Raw genomic sequence first — 17,176 nt, forward strand, 5'->3', positions numbered from 1 at the left:
CGACCGGCCAGACACCGTCGGCATCAACGGCTCCATCACAGACCACACCTCGTCAGAGATCTCCTGTCGCGTCACCGTTCAAGACTCGCCCACGACAGCGCGAAACCTCTTGATCAACACGCCCTAGTCGCCTTCGGCAACGGACATCTAGTCGCCTTCGGCAACGGACATCTAGTCGCCTTCGGCAACGGACATCTAGTCGCCTTCGGCAACGGACATCTAGTCGCCTCCGGCAACGCGACATCTAGTCAGTCGTTGCGCACTCGCGGACTCTTGCGCCAGACCGCGACGGCGGCGGCGATCAGCGGGAGCTGCAGTGGCAGCCGCGCCCAGGCGAGGGTCTTGACGGCCGGGCCGGCGTCCACCACCAGGCGCACCGTGTTGAGGTTCGCCGGGAACACCGCGATCATCAGCGCGGCAGCCGCCGCCGCGGCCCCGCGCCGGGTACGCGGCGGCAGCAGTGCCGCGCCGATGCCGATCTCCGCCGCGCCCGACGCATAGGTCAGCTGCCGCGGATCTCCGGGGATCTCCTTCGGGATGATCCCGTCGAACGGCTTGGGTGCCACGAAGTGCAGCACGCCCATGAAGATCAGCAGTCCCGAGAGCGCTTTCGCCATCCGATCAATCAGCATGGGACGAGTCTACTGACGGTTGGCCCTACTGGCTCAACCTTATTGTGGCGACACCGGCTCCAAGCGCGCCAACAGCCAGCGGCCGCCCTCGGCGGTCATCGTCGCCCAACGCGCGACGCCGATCCGCTCCGGCTCACCGGGCGCACCCTGCAGGGCGATCGACTGATCGACGAAGACCAGCACCCGCGCCCGGCTGCCGGTCCACTCGGCGACGCCGACGTCGAGGACCACCGCCGCCATCTCCACGCGCGAAGTGGTGGCGGCGGGGAACACCACGTCCGGTCCGCGCGTCAGATAGTCCGCGGCCAGCGCACCGGTCAGCCGTTCGGCCACGCGTGCACGGTCGGCCGCGTCGTCATCGGGACGGAAGTTCATCAGGTCGGTGACGGCGATCGCCGCGGCCTGACGGATCGGTGCGGCGGCATCGTCGTCGTCGTCGACCGAGGTGCCGCGCCACGCGAGGACGCCGGCCACCACGGCCACGATCACCGCCACGCTGGTCACCACGGCCCAGATCGCCACGAAACGACGATCCGCGGGCACGGTGAGTCGACGGGCGATCATGCGGCCCGCTCCGTGTCCTGCACCAGCCACCGGTCGCCGGAGCGGGTCATCAGCACGCGCACCGCGACGCGATCGGTTCCGGGGGCGCCGCCGACCAGTTCCGGTGCGGTCGCCTGCGCCACCACCAGCACCGGGACGGTGTCCCCGGATTCGGTCTGTACGCCGGCCGAGATCACCCGTCCGGTGCTGGGCGCACCCAAGCCGGCGACGGCGGCGCGCAGGTCGTCGCGCGCCTTCGAGAGCCGTTCGTGCTGAGCACCGGTGCTCACCGCGAGCACCTGGTCCACGTATTCGTCGGCAGCCCGCGGATCGGCTGACAGCATCACCTCGATGGCCTCGGTCGCACCGGTGCGCGCGGCCGCGTCCCGATCCAGCGTCTCCTGCGCCGAGGCACGATCGACCGTTGCCCACCCGGCGGCCGCGACGAGGGCGACGGCCACCACGAGGGCCGCGATCATCATCAGCCGCAGCCCGGCGCGACGACGTCGGGCCGCACGCCGCAACCCCGGCGCCGCCTCGATCCGCGCCTCCCGCTCGGCACGCTCGGCCGCGGCATAGGCCTCCCGCGCGGCGGTGAGCCGTTTGCTCTGCTCCCGCGTCGCATTCTCCCCCGTCACCTTCTCCGTCGTGCCCGTCACTGCAACTCGTCCAATCCGTTCAACAGCCAGCGATCGCCGGAGCGCCGGAACTCGGCGTTCACCGACTTGGTGCGCACCGTGGGCTCCCCGCGATCCGAGGTCACCACCACGTCGACCACCACCAGCGCGGTCCCGGAGTCCTCGTGCGCGTCGACCACGCCCACCTGTCGCGGCTCCCAGCGCACCGACCGCGTACCCGCCGGCGGCTGCGCCGACAGCGCGGTGGCCACCGAGGCGGCCAACGACGGCGTGATGAGGGTGCGCGCGTGCGCCCGGTCCTGCTCCCAGCTGGCGGCCCGCGCGGAGAACACGTCGGCAACGATCCGACCGGCCTGCTCCTGCAGCTGCGCGGTGGTGTCGACGCGTTCGACGACCGGTTCCCGCCGCTCCTCGGCCACGCCGAACGCGGTCGCCGCGGCAGCGAACAGCAGCACGGTGACGAGGCCGCGCACCACAGCGGCCCGCGGGCTCAGCGGCGCCTCGAGGCGGTCGATCAGCTTCTGCTTCCTCGGGCTTTCTGTACGTTCGGTCATGGCAGGAAGGCCACCCCCGACAGTTTGAGCCGGCCGTCGTCCGGTTCGACGACGACCCGCAAGCGCAATTGGCGCCGGATCTTGCCCGAGCTGCCGTCGGCTTTGACCGCGACGGCGGCGGCCACCAGGACCACGCCGCGGTCGCCGCTGCGACCCACCAGGCCCGCGCCGTCGACCCAGGCGCGGCCGTCGCTGCCCTGCTCCCGCACGAACTCGCTGTAGGCCTCCACCGATCGGGAGAACTCGTCGTAGAACTCGCCGGTCGCGCCGGCCAGGATCTGGCGGACCCGATTCTCGTTGTCGGCGTCGGCGGTCAGCAGCACCTGCACGCGTGCGGTCGCGGCGTCGACGAGCTCAGCGTCGCTGTACCCGTTTCCCCGCTCCTGCGCCTGCCACACCGCGAGCCCGGCCAGCACCACCGCGAGCACGGCGACCACCGCGAGGGTGAGCCGGACGCTGCGCGTCAGCCCTTCGCGCACACCGGCGTCGACTTCCGCCTCCGCCAGTCGCGCATACGCCTGCTTGCGGGCAGCGCGCGCCGCCCGCCATCGCGTCACCGCCGGATCCGAACCTCTTGCCACGGCTCGACCCTACGCGGGGCGCGGTGACCGTCTACTGGCCGATGCGCGTGTTGTAGTCCGAGCGCGCGTCGTGATCGGGGTTCAGGAAGATGGTGTCGGTCTTGATCAGTCGCCGCAGCGCCTGCTTGACCGGGTGCGGAAGGATCGTGTTGACGCCCACCCAGCCCATCGACCGCGGCGCGGTGACGCGGACGCGCGGGTGCGCGATCACCTCCACCACGCGGGCGGCGACCTGCTCGGGCCCGACCGCGGCGACCATGGAGTTGGTCTCGAGTCCGTCGATCAGCCCGGTGGTGGTGAAGGTGGGCAGCACGGTGCTGACGCGTACGCCGCGCGGCGCGAGTTCGGCGTCGAGCGCCTCGGAGAACTCGATGACCGCGGCCTTGGCGCCGTTGTAGACGGTGAGGCCGGGATTCGGCAGTCGCCCGGCGACGGAGGCGATGTTCACGATCTGTCCGCCGCGGCCGTCGATCATGCGGCGCGCCGCGGCCTGGCTGCCCAGCATCACGCCGATCAGGTCGATCTCCACCGTGCGCCGGATCAGCGCCTCGCTGTAGTCGAGGAAGGAGCCCACCGGCATGATCCCGGCGTTGTTCACCAGCACGTCGAGCGGTCCGACGCGTCGTTCGATCTCGTCGAGGAAGGCCGTGAACGACGAGGCGTCGGTCACGTCCAACTCGATGCCCTCCACGCCCAGATCGGCGGCGGCCTTGCCGACCGCGTCGGCGTCGATGTCGCCGAGCACCACGTGCGCTCCGGCCGCGAGTAACTGCGTCGCGGTCTCGAAGCCGATCCCGCGCGCACCGCCGGTGACGGCGATGACCTTGCCCGCCAACGCTTTCCGGACGTCGGCGAGACGACGATCGGCGCGGGCACGACGGGACGACAGAAGAATGGACAGCATCGCTTGCTCCCTCGCGTGCGAAGAGTTGTGGGTCAGTAGACCATCGGCGCCAGGAAGGTGGCGGCGAAGCTGCGCACAGCTTCGGGCGTGCGCAGTGAGTCGTCGGAGGCGGGAACCTCCAGGTACGAGATCACCAGGCGCACATGGATGTCCACCGCGCGGCGCAGTTGATCGTCGGGCATGGTGGCGCCGCAGGTGCGGAGCGCGCCGGCGACCCGCTCGATCACCATGTCGATGAACAGCGAGGTGATCGACGACGTGAGACTCCGGATCTCCTCGTCCTCGATCACCATGCGGTGCAGCAGCGGATCGGTGTCGATCAGCGTGGCGCCGGTGACGAACGCCTCGACCACGGCGTCGGCCGGACTCTGCCCGGCCACCGCCTCCTCCAACTCGGCCATGCCGCGCTCGAAGGTGGCGTTCGCGAGCGCGATCACCAGGTTGTCCTTGCTCGGGAAGCGCCGGTACAGCGTCGATCGGCTGACCCCCGCGGCCTTGGCCACCTGATCCATGTTCGCGGCGCGCAGACCGACCGCGGTGAACTCGGCCGCAGCGGCGGCGAGGATCGCCGTCTCCTGTTCCTCCGGGGTGGTGGTGACGCGGGTTTTGCGCGCAGCCGCCATCAGCGTCGAACCAACGTCACGGGAAGTTTGTCCTTCGGCACCGGCAACGCGCTGTAGTCCATGGGGAGACGGTAGCCCGCGGGCACGGACCATTCGTAGTCGCGCAGCAGGTTGTGCATGATCGTCTTGATCTCCATCTGACCGAAGTACAGACCGATGCACTTGTGCACGCCGCCGCCGAACGGCATCCACGCCATGCGGTGTCCCTTGTCCTCCGCGCGGTCGGGTCCGAAGCGGGTCGGATCGAAGACGTCGGGATCGGTGAAGTAGCGCGGGTCCCGGTGATTCGCGAGCTGCGGGATGGTGACCATGGTGTTGGCCGGAATGAAGTGTCCACTGATCTGCGTGTCTTTGATCGCCATGCGCGGCTGCGCGGGCACCGGCGGACACATCCGCAGCGACTCCTTCATGATGGAGTCGATCATGGTCATTCCGGCCAGGTCGTCGTAGGTCAGCTCGGCGTTCAGCTCCATCGACTGGGCGCGCGCCTGGGCCTGCCACTCCGGGTGCTCGGCCATTCGGTAGGCCATCTGGGTCATGGTGATGGTCGTCGTGTCGTGGGCGGCCATCAGCACGAAGATCATGTGGTTCACCACGTCCTCGTCGGTGAATCGCTCGCCGTCGTCGCCCTCGGCATGGCACAGCACCGAGAACAGGTCGGGTGTGGCCGTCGCCCGCTTGGCCGGGATGTGCTTGTAGAAGAACTCCTCCAGGATCTTGCGCGAGCGCAGACCCTTCCACCATCGGCCGCCGGGCACCGGCTTGCGCACCAGGGCGACGCCGGCGCGGACGGTCTCGATGAACGCCTTGTTGAGGCGGTCGGCTTCGGGCTTGCTCAGTTCCAGACCGAGGAAGATCTCCAACGCGATGTCGAGGGTGAGCTCCTTGAACTCCTCGAACAGCTTCACCTCGCCGGTGGGGAACTTCGCGACGCGGTCGACGATCACCGGCTGCATCTCGTCGAAGTAGCCCTTGAGCACCTTCGGCGCGAACGCCTGCTGCAGAATGTGCCGGTGGTGACGGTGCTCGTCGAAGTCGAGCAGCATGATGCCGCGGTTGAAGAACGGGCCGATGAAGTAGCTCCAGGCCGGGGCGTTGGCGAAGGCGCGGTCCTTGTTCATCAGGATCTCGTTGGCCGCCTCCGCGCCGTGGGCGGTGACGAATCGCGTGCCGAGCGCACTCATGGCGAAGACCTCGCCGTACTGTTCCAGCCGCTTCTGCGAGAAGTCGAACGGATCGCGACGCATGGTGAGGATCTCGAGCAGCCCGTTACGGGTGCTGACCGGGACGGGACGCAGGTCGCTGCCGACTTCCGGCTGAGCGAGCACGGGCATGGCCATGGTTCCTCCTGAAGTCGTGCCGCGAGTGCCGCAGCTCACTCCATTGGAACAGATATTTAGTTTTGTTTCTAGGGTCCGTCCGATTTCCGCGTGTTTCCCGGGCCGGTCAGCGGGCCATGAGGATGGCGTGGCAACGGCGCAGCCGCGCCTCCCACCAGGCGACTCGGTCCGGCGCGGCCAGCGGCAGGTCGTCGTCGGGCGTCACCAGTCGCAGACTCACCGCGCCGCGGCGCGGGACGAACGACGGCGCCACGTCGCGTTCCAGGAGCGCGCCGGTGCCCAACCCGCAGGCATGGTCGAGCATGGGGAGCGCGGCCGCGGTCGCCACCGAGGCCGCCATGCCGACGGCGGTGTCGAGGGCGCTGGAGATCACCACGTCCATCTTGAGGGCGGTGTTCAGCGCGAGGACCTTGCGCATGCCGCCGAGCGGGGCCACCTTGAGGACCGCGATGTCGGCCGCCTCGGCGCGGGCCACCAGCAGCGGGTCCTCGGCGCGGCGGATCGACTCGTCGGCCGCGATCGGCACGTCGACCACGCGTCGGACCGCGGCGAGCTCCTTGATGCTCGCGCACGGCTGCTCCACGTATTCGACGTCGCCGATTGCGCTGATCGCCTCGAGCGCGGTCGGGACGTCCCACGCGCCGTTGGCGTCGATCCGCACGCGCGGAATCAGCTCCCGGACGGCGGCGACCCGCTCGACGTCGTCGTGCAGGGTCTGCCCGGCTTCGGCGACCTTCACCTTGGCCGTCGTCGCCCCCGGGAAGCGGGCCAAGATCTCGGCGACCTCGCTGGCCGGCACCGCCGGCACGGTCGCGTTGACCGGCACGGTGTCGCGCACAGCCGGCGGCGGCCCCTGCCACGCCGCCTCGATGCCGGCCGCGAGCCAGTTGGCCGACTCGACGTCGTCGTACTCGAGGAACGGCGAGAACTCGCCCCAGCCCTTGAGACCGCGGAAGATCATCGCCTCGCGCACCGCGATACCGCGGAACCGCGTGCGCATCGGCAGCGACACCACCTCGGCGGTCTCCAGGATCACGTCCACGGGCGGCAGCTGAGGCTTGCTGGCCCGCACCACGAAGGTCGGCATCTCGCCGTGCTTGCTCGGGATCGCGAACGGATTGTTGTTGCCGGGCTGATAGACCATGTCCCGAGCCTACTGCGGCCACCTCCTCGGCCAGTTAGACACAAGTTCTTCCATTTGTGTCTAACTTGAGTAAGCTGTCCCCATGACGACCGACTTCTCCACCGGTGTCCGCGAGGCCGAACCCGGCATCGTCGACGAGGACGACCTCGACGCACTGCCCCTACGCCTCGGGTCCGACTCCCTACTCTGGAAGTACGCGGGCGACGTACGCATGATCCTGGGATTTCAGCGTCTCGCCGGGACGGAGAACTGCATCGAGCAGCTCGCCCAGGGCGTGGAGGACCACTCGATCATCTTCAGCGACTTCCTCGGTCGGGCGCGACGCACCGGGCCGCCGGTGATGCGGACCGTGTACTCGGACGAGCCGCAGCGCTGGGGGCGGCGGGTGCGCGATTTCCACCGGGACATCAAGGGCACCATCGCCGACGGCTCCCGCTATCACGCGCTCAACCCCGAGCTCTTCTACTGGGCGCATGCGACGTTCGTCGATCAGGTCCTGACCATGACCGACACGTTCGTCCGGCGGCTGTCGTACGAGGAGAAGGTCCAGATCTTCGAGGAGAGCAAGGTCTGGTACCAGCTGTACGGGGTGAGCCCGCGCAGCCAGCCGCAGACCTATGAGGAGTTCTGCGACTACTGGCAGTCGATGTGCGAGAAGTTCGTGCCCACGCGGACCATCGTCTACGCGACCGGCTATCTCCGGAAGGGCGTGCCCGGCCCGGCCTGGCTGCCCGCGCCGCTGTGGCGCGTGGCCGCCCGCCCGCTCAACGGCTTCCTGCAGACCGTCATCACCGGCACCCTGCCGCCCGAGATGCGCGCGGTGTGCGAGCTGCCGTGGGACGACCGCAAGCAGCGCCGCTACGACCGCTTCGCGAAGTTCATGCGGGCGGTGAACCCGGTGGTCAACAAGCTGCCGGTGCGCGTCCTGTACGTGCCGTGGGCCTACGAGGGCTGGGCCCGCGCCGGCATCGATCCCCGACCGCTGCACAACAAGCCGGCCTGATCTTCTCGCCGTTCGTCGCCCGGCGTCATCCCGCCGCCAGGGCGCGGTCGGCGAGCACCGCCGTCAGGGTCTCGGCGCGCAACAGCTCGATGAAGAGTCGCTCGGCCGCCGACTCGGTGTCCGAATCCAGGACCGCCACCAGCTTCCGCGCCAGCGCCATGCCCCGTGCACGGGGATTGCGCTCCAGGCAGGCCTGCAGCCCGGTCAACGTCACCTCGCCTCGCTGCAGCACGCGGTCGAGGAAGCGTGACTGATACTCGACCAGTCCCGCGCACCCGAGCACCGTCAGTTCCTTCGCGGTGACGTCCACGCCGCGTACCTGGGTCAGGTCTTCGACGCAGAAGCGGCGGCCGCACCACGTCCGCGGCACCGTGTTCCCACGGGTCTTCCCGGACAGCGTGGGGCACCGACAGGGTCAGCGGCTGCGGCAGGTCCTCGAGCAGTCCGTGCCACCACGCGGCCGTGGTGCGGTCGAGCACGCCCCGCCACGCCAGCGCCGCCGCACGCACCATCGCGCGTTCGGTGTAGGCGTGTGACTGCAGCCGATACACCCCGCGCCACCGGCTGCCACTCCTCGCGCGCCACCCGCCCGTGGATCTCGCTCCGCGTCAGATCGCACCCCAGCGCCTGCGCCGTGATGATCACCCCGTCCTGGTCGGCAAAGATCCGCGCCAGTTCTCCGCTCTCCCCCATGTGCTGTAGACGCAGCAGCCACCCGCCCAGTTCCCCGCGCCGCGAAACCGACGCACTTGATGGTCACAGCACACCAAGCGCAACAGTCTCGCGGCGCCCGCCGCAGATGTCGCCGGGCAGGGGTCAGGGGGCGGTCAGATATGCGGTGGCGGCGGCCAGGAACTCGCGCGGTCGGTCGCGGTGGACGCTGTGGCCGGCGTCGATGGTGGCGAACTCACCGCGGGGCAGCGCCTCCGACAGGCTGCGCAGGTGGCGCGGCGGCAGGAAGCTGCGGTCGCCGCCGGAGATCACCAAGGTCGGCGCGAGCACCGCCTGCAGCCCGTCCCACCAGTGCGGATCCGCCTGCTCGAACTGCACGCCGACTACCTCGGGCATGCTGCGGTCGAACCGGAGGAACGGCCGCGGGTCGGCGGCCAGCATCGCGAGTCCGCGCACGCGCTCCGCGAGCGTCGAGGTGGGGGTGATGGCTTCGGCCAGGTCCGCGGCATCGCGGGGCATCGGTGGCGGCTCCTCCACCAGCAGGCGCCGCACACGATCGGGTTGGGCCATCGCCAACCGCAGCGCCGAATGCGCACCGAGGGAGTGGCCCACCACGTCCACCCGGTCCAGGTCGAGGCTGTCCAGCACGGCGGCCAGGTCGTCCCGGAAGTCGTTGAGCCGATACCGCTGCGCGCGGCCGCTGCGGCCGTGCCCGCGCAGGTCCACCGCGATCACCTCCCGCCCGGCGGCGGTCAGGGCACCCGATAGTCGCCGCCACGTGGTGTGGTCGCCGCCCATCCCGTGCACCAGGAGCACCGGCGGCTCCGTCGACCCGGGGTTCCGCCCGGCGATCTGCACCGCGAGGTCGGGGCCGCTGCCGTTTCCACCGAGTACACGCACGACGACCACCCTATTCCTCGAGCCCGCCGGCGGCGACAGCGCTGTCGCCCGTTCGGAGTACCCCCGGAGGCATTCGATATGGTGCTTTCCTTGCCATCGGAGCATGCCGCCGATACCGAACGAAAGCTCTCGCATGTCCTCCAGAGTCGTCCTCGTCCTGCTCGTCACCGCCGTCGCCGCCGGTCTGCTCGCCGTGATCACGCCCGCTCCCGCCGACGCCCGCACCCGGTGCACCAAGATAGCCGTGATCGGCGACAGCAAGAGCGAACGCAAGATCGGTGCACGGCAGGTGATCATCAACGAGCTGCAGCGCCGGGGCGTCCCCTACTTCGTGAGCACCTCCAGCGGCCGCACGGTGCATCGCCCCGGCTTCGGCACCGACAAGCGCCACGGCAGCGCCATCGAGGCCGTCGGGCATGCCAAGCGGGCCGGCGCCGACTGCTTCGTCATCGCCATCGGCGGCAACGACGCCATGCGCACCCGCGGCGACCGCCGCATCCTGCGCCAGTCGATCGACGCCCTGATGACCGCCGTCGGTCGCGAGCACACGGTCGACTGGGTCACCAGCACCAGCGGCCACCTCACCGGCCGGTGGTCGCGGCACACCCTGTTCCAGATGACCGTCGAACTCGACCGTGCCCGCGCCCGGTGGCGCAACCTCGACGTGAATCACTGGGAACGCGTCCACGAGTCGCTGCCGTTCTGGTGGCGCCCGGACAACCTGCACTACAACACCGGCAACACGCCGCGGGGCCGCTACACCGTTGACTCCGCCTTCATCCGTGGCAGTCGCTAACGTCAGGGGCATGTCCCAGCCCACGCAGTCCGCACCCTCGCCCACCGACCCGCTCGCCGCCTTCGCCGGCGTCTGGCGCGGCGCCGGTGAAGGCCACTACCCGACCATCGACGACTTCACGTACACCGAGGAGATCGAACTCTCCCCGGTGCCGGGCAAGCCCTTCCTGTTCTACCGCTCACGCACCAAGGCCGGCGACGACGGCCGTCCGTTGCACACCGAGACCGGCTACCTGCGCCCGGCCGGCGACTTGGTCGAACTGCTGATCGCCCAGCCCACCGGTTTCGTCGAGATCCAGCGCGCCGCCCTGGTCGACGGCGTCCTCGACTTCACCGAGGTGACCCTCGGCGCCTCCCCCGACGCGAAGGACGTGCACGCGGTGCGGCGTCGCTTCGTGCTCGACGGCGACACCCTCTCCTACGACATGTGGATGTCCTTCGCCGACGTGCCGATGACCCATCATCTGCGCGCGGCGTTGCAGCGCGCCGCCGACTGATCCACTTGTGCGCGATTCCTTGCCGGGACTCGCCCTGGCCACCGGCGGTCTGCTCGCCGCCGCGACCGGTCTCGCGGTGGGCGGCCTGGTCGGGGTGCTGCCGATCGCCGTCGACTTCCGCGACGTCGAACTCGGCGGCCGTGCCGTTCCCTGGTGGGTCGCCGCCACTGCTGGCCCTGATCACCGCGGCCCTCGCCCACGTCACCGGCATCGCGGCCACGCGGCGGCTCTGCGCCCCGCCTCGCGTCCTTCGTCGCACTCATCGAAGTGCTCGCACCCTGAACTCCGCGACCGCGATCGCCGACCGATGCAAAACGCCCGCCCCACCGAAGTGGAGCGGGCGTTTCGTCGACCTAGGTGGTCAAGATCTCAAGCAATGATTACTTGACGATCTTGGTGACGCGGCCGGCACCGACGGTGCGGCCACCCTCGCGGATAGCGAAGCGCAGGCCCTCGTCCATGGCGACCGGCTGGATCAGCTTGACGCTCATCTCGGTGTTGTCACCCGGCATGACCATCTCGGTGCCCTCGGGGAGGGTCACGACGCCGGTCACGTCCGTGGTACGGAAGTAGAACTGCGGACGGTAGTTGTTGAAGAACGGGGTGTGACGGCCACCCTCGTCCTTCGACAGGATGTACGCCTGGCCCTCGAACTCCGTGTGCGGGGTGGTGGTGCCCGGCTTCACGATGACCTGACCGCGCTCGACGTCCTCACGCTTGAGGCCGCGCAGCAGCAGACCGGCGTTGTCGCCCGCCTGTGCCGAGTCGAGCAGCTTGTGGAACATCTCGATGCCCGTGACGATGGTCTTGGTCGAGCCCTCGCGGATACCCACGATCTCGACTTCCTCGTTCACGTTGACCTCGCCGCGCTCCACACGACCGGTGACCACGGTGCCGCGGCCGGTGATGGTGAAGACGTCCTCGACGGGCATCAGGAAGGGCTTCTCGGTCTCGCGGACGGGGTCCGGCACCGACTCGTCGACAGCAGCCATCAGCTTCTGGACCGACTCGACCCACTTGGGGTCACCCTCGAGTGCCTTCAGTGCCGAGATCGGCACGACCGGGGCATCCTCGTCGAATTCCTGGGCGGCCAGCAGTTCGCGGACCTCCATCTCGACGAGCTCCATGATCTCCTCATCGTCGACCATATCGGCCTTGTTGAGGGCGACCAGGATGTAGGGCACGCCGACCTGGCGAGCGAGCAGCACGTGCTCGCGGGTCTGCGGCATCGGGCCGTCGGTAGCCGCCACGACCAGGATCGCGCCGTCCATCTGGGCAGCGCCGGTGATCATGTTCTTGATGTAGTCGGCGTGACCGGGGGCGTCCACGTGAGCGTAGTGACGCTTCTCGGTCTGGTACTCGACGTGGGAGATGTTGATCGTGATACCACGAGCCTTCTCCTCCGGCGCCTTGTCGATCTGATCGAAAGCGAAGCTCTCGTTCAGGTCGGGGTACTGGTCAGCCAGCACCTTGGTGATGGCCGCCGTCGTGGTGGTCTTGCCGTGGTCGACGTGACCGATGGTGCCGATGTTCACGTGCGGCTTGGTCCGCTCGAACTTCGCCTTCGCCACTTGTGTCCTCCTGGACTCTGGTCTGCCGAGGCGATCCCGGCAGAAGTGATTGACAGTTTATTGCGCCGCAGCGCGGGCCGCGTAAGCGGGCGGGCGAATTACTCGCCCGTCGCCTTCGCGATGATCTCCTTCGCCACGTTCGCCGGAACCTCGGCGTACGAGTCGAAGACCATGGAGTAGTTTGCACGGCCCTGGGTCTTCGACCGGAGGTCTCCGATGTAGCCGAACATCTCCGACAGCGGGACCGCAGCCTTCACGACGCGGGCACCGCTGCGCTCCTCCATGGCCTGGATCTGACCACGGCGGGAGTTCAGGTCGCCGATGACGTCACCCATGTAGTCCTCCGGAGTCGTGACCTCGACGGCCATGATCGGTTCCAGAATGACGGGGCTTGCCATGCGTGCAGACTCCTTCAGAGCCTGCGAACCGGCGATCTTGAAGGCCATTTCCGACGAGTCGACGTCATGGTACTGACCGTCGAGCAGAGTGACCTTCAGGTTGACCAGCGGGTAGCCGGCCAGGACGCCGTACTGCATCGCGTCCTGCGCACCGGCATCCACCGAAGGGATGTACTCGCGCGGGACACGACCGCCGGTGACGGCGTTGGCGAACTCGTAGGTCGCGCCGTCTTCGGCGTCGACCAACGGCTCGAGCTTGATGATGACCTTCGCGAACTGGCCCGAGCCACCCGTCTGCTTCTTGTGGGTGAACTCGTGCTTCTCGACGGTCTTGCGGATCGTCTCGCGGTAGGCCACCTGCGGCTTGCCGACGTTCGCCTCGACCTTGAACTCGCGCTTCATGCGGTCCACCAGGATGTCGAGGTGGAGCTCGCCCATGCCGCCGATGACGGTCTGGCCGGTCTCCTCGTCGAGCTGCACCGAGAAGGTCGGATCCTCTTCGGCGAGCTTCTGGATCGCGGTGCCCAGCTTCTCCTGGTCCGACTTGGTCTTCGGCTCGATCGAGACGTTGATGACCGGGTCCGGGAAGGTCATGGACTCCAGAACGATCGGGTTCGCGACGTCGCAGAGGGTGTCACCGGTGGTGGTGTCCTTCAGGCCGATCATCGCGTAGATGTGGCCGGCCACCGCGTCGTCGACCGGGTTCTCCTTGTTGGCATGCATCTGGAAGAGCTTGCCGACGCGCTCCTTCTTGCCCTTGGTCGCGTTGAGCACCTGGGTGCCCGGATCGACCCGGCCGGAGTAGACGCGCACGAAGGTGAGCTTGCCGAAGAACGGGTGAGCGGCGATCTTGAACGCCAGCGCCGAGAACGGATCTTCCTTGCTCGGCTTACGGGTGAGGACTTCCTCCTCGTTACCCGGAACGTGGCCCTCGATCTCGCCGATGTCCAGCGGGTTCGGCAGGTAGGAGACGACGGCGTCGAGCATGGGCTGGATGCCCTTGTTCTTGAACGCCGTGCCGCACAGCACCGGGTAGACCTCGGAGTTGATGGTCATCTTCCGGATGGCGCCCTTGATCTCATCGATCGAGAGCTCCTCGCCGGCGAAGTACTTCTCCATGAGAGCTTCGTCGGACTCGGCGACCTTCTCCAGCAGCTTCTCGCGGTACTCCTCGGCGCGCTCCTGCAGATCCGCGGGGATCTCGGCGACGGTGGCCTCGGTGCCGATCGCGACGGTGCCCGGCCACAGCAGGGCCTTCATCTCGATCAGGTCGACGACGCCGTCGAAGGCATCCTCGGCACCGATCGGGAGCTGCAGCACCAGCGGGGTGGCGCCGAGACGGTCGACGATGGTCTTCACGGTGTAGTAGAAGTCCGCGCCCATCTTGTCCATCTTGTTGACGAAGCAGATGCGGGGGACGTCGTACTTGGTGGCCTGGCGCCAGACCTGCTCGGACTGGGGCTCGACGCCCTCCTTGCCGTCGAAGACGGCGACGGCGCCGTCGAGCACGCGGAGCGCGCGCTCGACCTCGACGGTGAAGTCGACGTGGCCCGGGGTGTCGATGACGTTGATCTGGTTGTCATCCCAGAAACAGGTGACGGCCGCGGAGGTAATGGTGATACCCCGCTCCTTCTCCTGCTCCATCCAGTCGGTGGTCGAGGCACCGTCGTGGGTCTCACCGATCTTGTAGTTCACACCGGTGTAGTAGAGGATGCGCTCGGTCGTCGTGGTCTTACCGGCATCGATGTGCGCCATGATGCCGATGTTGCGGACCTTGGTGAGGTCGTTCAGCACTTCCTGTGCCATGGGATTCCCTTCGGGGAGTCAGCGGAAAAAGGTCTGCGGAGTACGCGGGCCGCGGCGGTGGCCACTGCGCAAGGCTAATCCTTGGATCAGCCTTGCGCAGGGTTGTCACCAGCGGTAGTGCGCGAACGCGCGGTTGGCTTCGGCCATCTTGTGGGTGTCCTCGCGACGCTTCACAGCGGCCCCGAGGCCGTTCGAGGCGTCGAGCAGCTCGTTGGCGAGACGCTCCACCATGGTCTTCTCACGACGCTGACGGCTGAAGGTCACCAGCCAACGCAGGGCCAGGGTGTTGGCGCGGCCCGGCTTGACCTCGATGGGCACCTGGTAGGTGGCGCCACCGACGCGACGGCTCTTGACCTCGAGCGTCGGCTTGACGTTGTCCAGCGCGCGCTTGAGGGTGATGACCGGATCGGTGCCGGTCTTGTCGCGGGTCTGCTCGAGAGCCTGGTACACGATGCGCTCGGCGGTCGACTTCTTGCCGTCCAGCAGGATCTTGTTGACCAGCTGGGTGACCAGCGTGGAACCGTAAACCGGGTCCTGGATCAGCGGGCGCTTCGGTGCGGGTCCTTTACGAGGCATGGATCAGTTCCCCTTCTTTGCGCCGTAACGGCTGCGAGCCTGCTTGCGGTCCTTGACACCCTGGGTGTCGAGCGAGCCGCGGACGATGCGGTAACGAACACCGGGGAGGTCCTTCACACGACCACCGCGGACGAGCACCATCGAGTGCTCCTGCAGGTTGTGGCCTTCACCCGGGATGTAAGCGGTGACCTCGACGCCACTGGTCAGACGCACACGGGCGACCTTCCGGAGAGCGGAGTTCGGCTTCTTCGGGGTGGTGGTGTACACGCGGGTGCACACGCCACGACGCTGCGGGCTGCCCTTCAGGGCTGCGGTCTTCTTGATCGAAGCCTTGTCTTTGCGGCCCTTGCGGACCAGCTGGTTAATAGTTGGCACTAGGTTCTTTCTCCTCGTGGCCGACGTGGTGTCGGCCTGTCTTTCGTCGCGGTTGGTGCTCCGGGCAGGAAGCTCACCGCACCGGAACGGCGCTGTGAGCAACTTCCGCAACTCGCCCCACCAGGACTTCCGCCCTGGTCAATGAGTTATTCTGCACCCGTAGTCGGGCGTGTCGTACGGGGTACGACTGGTTCACGACCCCCACCCGGCAATCGAAGGTGATTCCGATTTCGGGCGGGCGGCATCTAGCGTGCTGGACACCGACGATCTACTCTACCGCCCGAGTTTCGACAGGTCAAAATGATGGACGTGGGTTTGATCGCACCGTTATCGGGTCGCGTGACGCACCGTCGACTGCCACCATGACACAGGTGTCCGGTGACTCTCGACCTCATCCCGGCGCGCTGCTGATGCGCCCCCCTCTCCCGCGGTTCGCACCGCGGCGGCCAAGTCCTCGTACTGCTCGCGATCCTGGTGTTCGCTCTGTCCCTGCGGGCGGCCGTGACCTCCCTGACGCCGCTGCTGGGCCGCGTCTCCGACGACCTCGGTTTCGGCAACGCCGCGATCGGCGCGATCGGCATGCTGCCGACCCTGATGTTCGGTGTCGCCGGACTGGTCGGTTCGGGACTCGGCAGGCGATTCGGACTGGAGATCGCCACGGTGGGCGCGGTGATCGTGACGGCCGCGGGTACCGGCCTGCGCGGCCTGGCCGGCGACACGTGGAGTCTGATGGCGCTGTCCGCGGTGGCGCTGTTCGGCATGGGCCTGGGCAACGTACTGATCCCGCCGCTGGTGAAGCGCTACTTCCCGCGCCGCATCGCGGCCAGCAGCACCGCCTACATCCTGTGCGTGCAGCTGGGCACCACGGTTCCGGCCGCAGTGGCGGTGCCGGCCGCCGACGCCGTCGGCTGGCGGTGGGCGCTCGCCGGCTGGGCGGTGATTCCACTGCTTGCCCTGGTGCCGTGGATCGCGGTGGCACAACGACGCCGCGCCGAGACATCCGGTGAGATCGAGACCGCCGCGACCCCGCGGCTGCCGGTGTGGCGCTCGCCGATCGCGTGGGGCCTGGTGTTCCTGTTCGGCATGACGTCGCTGATGACCTACTCCCTGCTGACCTGGATCCCCGAACTGCTGGCCGATGCCGGCGCCGACGACGCGCTCGGCGGGACGGCGGTCGCCGCGTTCGCCGGGGTCGGCTTCCTGGCGACCTTCGTGGCGCCGTGGCTGTGCCTGCGCTTCGCCAACCCCTACGGCTTCGTCGTCGGGTTCGCGGCCTGCATGCTCAGCGGTCTCGCCGGGCTGTACTGGGCCCCGTTGACCGGGACCATCGCGTGGGTGCTGCTGGCCGGGCTGGGCGTGAGCTCGTTCCCGATGGCCCTGACGCTGATCAACGTGCGCACGCGCACCGCGGCGGGCTCGGCATCGCTGTCCGGATTCGGCCAGGGCGTCGGCTACCTGCTGGCCTGCGCCGGGCCGCTCCTGTTCGGCATCCTGCGCGAGGTCAGCGGCGGCTGGGGGCTCTCGCTGAGTCTGCTCGTCGTCGCCACCTGCCTGATGCTGATCGGCGGCTACGTGATCTGCCGACCGCGATTCCTGGAGGACAGCCTGCCCGCCGTGTAACAGT

At 68.4% G+C, this 17,176-nt stretch carries 19 protein-coding genes; 4 read left to right on the forward strand and 15 right to left on the reverse strand.

Features of this window, described 5'->3' with window-relative positions:
* Positions 1-248: 248 nt before the first annotated feature.
* The 9 genes from ABD989_RS15665 to ABD989_RS15705 form a co-directional block, all read right to left on the reverse strand.
* The gene (locus tag ABD989_RS15665) at positions 249-632 is read right to left on the reverse strand and encodes a DoxX family protein (RefSeq protein WP_345314171.1); all 384 of its coding nucleotides are present in this window, start codon (positions 630-632) and stop codon (positions 249-251) included.
* Between the two features lie 39 nt (positions 633-671).
* A complete protein-coding gene (locus tag ABD989_RS15670) occupies positions 672-1,196 on the reverse strand; it encodes a hypothetical protein (protein ID WP_345314172.1) in 525 nt (174 codons plus the stop codon).
* Positions 1,193-1,834 (reverse strand): hypothetical protein, encoded by a 642-nt coding sequence (locus tag ABD989_RS15675; protein ID WP_345314173.1) that lies wholly within the window; start codon positions 1,832-1,834, stop codon positions 1,193-1,195. Before ABD989_RS15675 ends, ABD989_RS15670 begins: the two co-directional genes overlap by 4 nt.
* Positions 1,831-2,367: a hypothetical protein gene (locus ABD989_RS15680; protein ID WP_345314174.1), complete on the reverse strand. Its 537-nt coding sequence runs from the start codon at positions 2,365-2,367 to the stop codon at positions 1,831-1,833. Before ABD989_RS15680 ends, ABD989_RS15675 begins: the two co-directional genes overlap by 4 nt.
* Positions 2,364-2,948: a hypothetical protein gene (locus ABD989_RS15685; protein ID WP_345314175.1), complete on the reverse strand. Its 585-nt coding sequence runs from the start codon at positions 2,946-2,948 to the stop codon at positions 2,364-2,366. The genes ABD989_RS15680 and ABD989_RS15685 overlap by 4 nt, the downstream gene beginning before the upstream one ends.
* A 31-nt stretch (positions 2,949-2,979) precedes the next feature.
* Positions 2,980-3,852, reverse strand: a complete 873-nt coding sequence (locus ABD989_RS15690; RefSeq protein ID WP_345314176.1) for an SDR family oxidoreductase — start codon at positions 3,850-3,852, stop codon at positions 2,980-2,982.
* A gap of 32 nt (positions 3,853-3,884) precedes the next feature.
* Entirely contained in the window at positions 3,885-4,475 is a 591-nt protein-coding gene (locus ABD989_RS15695) for a TetR/AcrR family transcriptional regulator (protein WP_345314177.1), read from the reverse strand.
* On the reverse strand, positions 4,475-5,815 hold the full coding sequence (locus ABD989_RS15700; protein WP_345314178.1) for a cytochrome P450: 1,341 nt from the start codon (positions 5,813-5,815) through the stop codon (positions 4,475-4,477). Before ABD989_RS15700 ends, ABD989_RS15695 begins: the two co-directional genes overlap by 1 nt.
* Before the next feature lie 106 nt (positions 5,816-5,921).
* A complete protein-coding gene (locus ABD989_RS15705) occupies positions 5,922-6,959 on the reverse strand; it encodes an o-succinylbenzoate synthase (RefSeq protein WP_345314179.1) in 1,038 nt (345 codons plus the stop codon).
* 82 nt (positions 6,960-7,041) lie between these two features.
* Between ABD989_RS15705 and ABD989_RS15710 the strand changes: the two genes are divergently transcribed.
* The gene (locus ABD989_RS15710; protein ID WP_345314180.1) at positions 7,042-7,962 is read left to right on the forward strand and encodes an oxygenase MpaB family protein; all 921 of its coding nucleotides are present in this window, start codon (positions 7,042-7,044) and stop codon (positions 7,960-7,962) included.
* A gap of 25 nt (positions 7,963-7,987) precedes the next feature.
* On the opposite strand, the gene ABD989_RS15715 is transcribed toward ABD989_RS15710, so the two are convergent.
* Together ABD989_RS15715 and ABD989_RS15720 are read right to left on the reverse strand one after the other, a co-directional pair.
* Positions 7,988-8,272: a hypothetical protein gene (locus tag ABD989_RS15715; protein WP_345314181.1), complete on the reverse strand. Its 285-nt coding sequence runs from the start codon at positions 8,270-8,272 to the stop codon at positions 7,988-7,990.
* A gap of 506 nt (positions 8,273-8,778) precedes the next feature.
* On the reverse strand, positions 8,779-9,534 hold the full coding sequence (locus ABD989_RS15720; RefSeq protein WP_345314182.1) for an alpha/beta fold hydrolase: 756 nt from the start codon (positions 9,532-9,534) through the stop codon (positions 8,779-8,781).
* Between the two features lie 133 nt (positions 9,535-9,667).
* Between ABD989_RS15720 and ABD989_RS15725 the strand changes: the two genes are divergently transcribed.
* A complete protein-coding gene (locus ABD989_RS15725; RefSeq protein ID WP_345314183.1) occupies positions 9,668-10,330 on the forward strand; it encodes a hypothetical protein in 663 nt (220 codons plus the stop codon).
* A gap of 10 nt (positions 10,331-10,340) precedes the next feature.
* Complete coding sequence (locus ABD989_RS15730; protein WP_345314184.1) at positions 10,341-10,826, forward strand: heme-binding beta-barrel domain-containing protein; 486 nt, start codon at positions 10,341-10,343, stop codon at positions 10,824-10,826.
* Between the two features lie 380 nt (positions 10,827-11,206).
* On the opposite strand, the gene tuf is transcribed toward ABD989_RS15730, so the two are convergent.
* The 4 genes from tuf to rpsL form a co-directional block, all read right to left on the reverse strand.
* Complete coding sequence (gene tuf / locus ABD989_RS15735; protein ID WP_345314185.1) at positions 11,207-12,397, reverse strand: elongation factor Tu; 1,191 nt, start codon at positions 12,395-12,397, stop codon at positions 11,207-11,209.
* 98 nt (positions 12,398-12,495) lie between these two features.
* Positions 12,496-14,601 carry an elongation factor G gene (fusA, locus tag ABD989_RS15740; RefSeq protein WP_345314186.1) on the reverse strand — a complete coding sequence of 702 codons (2,106 nt, stop codon included), beginning with the start codon at positions 14,599-14,601 and terminating at the stop codon, positions 12,496-12,498.
* Positions 14,602-14,706: 105 nt separating this feature from the next.
* A complete protein-coding gene (gene rpsG, locus ABD989_RS15745) occupies positions 14,707-15,177 on the reverse strand; it encodes a 30S ribosomal protein S7 (protein ID WP_246992057.1) in 471 nt (156 codons plus the stop codon).
* A 3-nt stretch (positions 15,178-15,180) separates the two neighbouring features.
* The gene (rpsL, locus tag ABD989_RS15750; protein ID WP_246992059.1) at positions 15,181-15,552 is read right to left on the reverse strand and encodes a 30S ribosomal protein S12; all 372 of its coding nucleotides are present in this window, start codon (positions 15,550-15,552) and stop codon (positions 15,181-15,183) included.
* 474 nt (positions 15,553-16,026) lie between these two features.
* Between rpsL and ABD989_RS15755 the strand changes: the two genes are divergently transcribed.
* Positions 16,027-17,172: an MFS transporter gene (locus ABD989_RS15755; protein WP_345314187.1), complete on the forward strand. Its 1,146-nt coding sequence runs from the start codon at positions 16,027-16,029 to the stop codon at positions 17,170-17,172.
* Positions 17,173-17,176: the final 4 nt, after the last annotated feature.

It is taken from the genome of Gordonia alkaliphila, assembly GCF_039542465.1.
In the GTDB taxonomy this organism is placed as follows: Bacteria; Actinomycetota; Actinomycetes; order Mycobacteriales; family Mycobacteriaceae; genus Gordonia; species Gordonia alkaliphila.

What these genes read in the sequence shown, in the direction of transcription:
- ABD989_RS15665 (WP_345314171.1), bottom strand. Translation starts at nt 632, where the DNA reads ATGCTGATTGATCGGATGGCGAAAGCGCTCTCGGGACTGCTGATCTTC.
- ABD989_RS15670 (WP_345314172.1), bottom strand. Translation starts at nt 1,196, where the DNA reads ATGATCGCCCGTCGACTCACCGTGCCCGCGGATCGTCGTTTCGTGGCG.
- ABD989_RS15680 (WP_345314174.1), bottom strand. Translation starts at nt 2,367, where the DNA reads ATGACCGAACGTACAGAAAGCCCGAGGAAGCAGAAGCTGATCGACCGC.
- ABD989_RS15690 (WP_345314176.1), bottom strand. Translation starts at nt 3,852, where the DNA reads ATGCTGTCCATTCTTCTGTCGTCCCGTCGTGCCCGCGCCGATCGTCGT.
- ABD989_RS15695 (WP_345314177.1), bottom strand. Translation starts at nt 4,475, where the DNA reads ATGGCGGCTGCGCGCAAAACCCGCGTCACCACCACCCCGGAGGAACAG.
- ABD989_RS15700 (WP_345314178.1), bottom strand. Translation starts at nt 5,815, where the DNA reads ATGGCCATGCCCGTGCTCGCTCAGCCGGAAGTCGGCAGCGACCTGCGT.
- ABD989_RS15705 (WP_345314179.1), bottom strand. Translation starts at nt 6,959, where the DNA reads ATGGTCTATCAGCCCGGCAACAACAATCCGTTCGCGATCCCGAGCAAG.
- ABD989_RS15710 (WP_345314180.1), top strand. Translation starts at nt 7,042, where the DNA reads ATGACGACCGACTTCTCCACCGGTGTCCGCGAGGCCGAACCCGGCATC.
- ABD989_RS15725 (WP_345314183.1), top strand. Translation starts at nt 9,668, where the DNA reads ATGTCCTCCAGAGTCGTCCTCGTCCTGCTCGTCACCGCCGTCGCCGCC.
- ABD989_RS15730 (WP_345314184.1), top strand. Translation starts at nt 10,341, where the DNA reads ATGTCCCAGCCCACGCAGTCCGCACCCTCGCCCACCGACCCGCTCGCC.
- fusA (WP_345314186.1), bottom strand. Translation starts at nt 14,601, where the DNA reads ATGGCACAGGAAGTGCTGAACGACCTCACCAAGGTCCGCAACATCGGC.
- rpsG (WP_246992057.1), bottom strand. Translation starts at nt 15,177, where the DNA reads ATGCCTCGTAAAGGACCCGCACCGAAGCGCCCGCTGATCCAGGACCCG.